1 protein-coding gene is annotated in these 625 nt (G+C 29.3%); it reads right to left on the reverse strand.

Annotated features, from left to right (window positions below; genetic code table 11):
• Positions 1 to 135: 135 nt before the first annotated feature.
• Positions 136 to 625: replication initiator protein A (locus ARSQ2_RS11755; protein WP_181995394.1), on the reverse strand; the 490-nt coding region annotated here is incomplete at its 5' end.

The following is a 625-nucleotide window of genomic DNA, read 5'->3' on the forward strand; positions in this document are numbered from 1 at the left end:
TTTATATTGGAGAAAATATATATTTTGTAATCAAAATTAAGTCGCTTAGCTATATAGAGTAATAGAGTAATAGAGTAATAGAGTAATAGAGTAATAGAGTAATAGAGTAATTACTTGTAATCATTTTAAAGTCGCCTAGCTATAAATTTCTTGTTTACCTTTCTCTTTTTTACGTGAGGCTTCAGCTTGCGGAGTATTTTGATTGCGATTTTTGAAAGTAACTTTATCTCTTGATATGTCTAAAGATATTTTATAATCAGGAAGATCGTTAGATCTAAGCAAGGCTTTTAATTTTCTTTTAAACTCCTTTAAAAGAGAAGAAGTGTCTATTTTGGAATACAATTTATCAAGTGAAATGGTAAATTCGTGTTGACTACCGCAATGCTTACGAGCAATCTCATAAATTTGTCGATCTATAGCTTTCCGTATTCGAAAAAAATCAGAATTAATCTGTAATACTTTAGTTTTAGTAATAGCTTGATACAACCAATCTGGCAAAGTCACCTCTACCATACCAATTTCAACTTTACCTTTTTGTTTTTCGACTATTTCCCACTTGTCTATTAATCCAAAATCAATATAGCTAAGCGACTTAATTTTGATGACACTATTTATATGAGCTATT

It is taken from the genome of Arsenophonus endosymbiont of Bemisia tabaci Q2 (assembly GCF_902713415.1).
Taxonomy (GTDB): domain Bacteria; phylum Pseudomonadota; class Gammaproteobacteria; order Enterobacterales; family Enterobacteriaceae; genus Arsenophonus.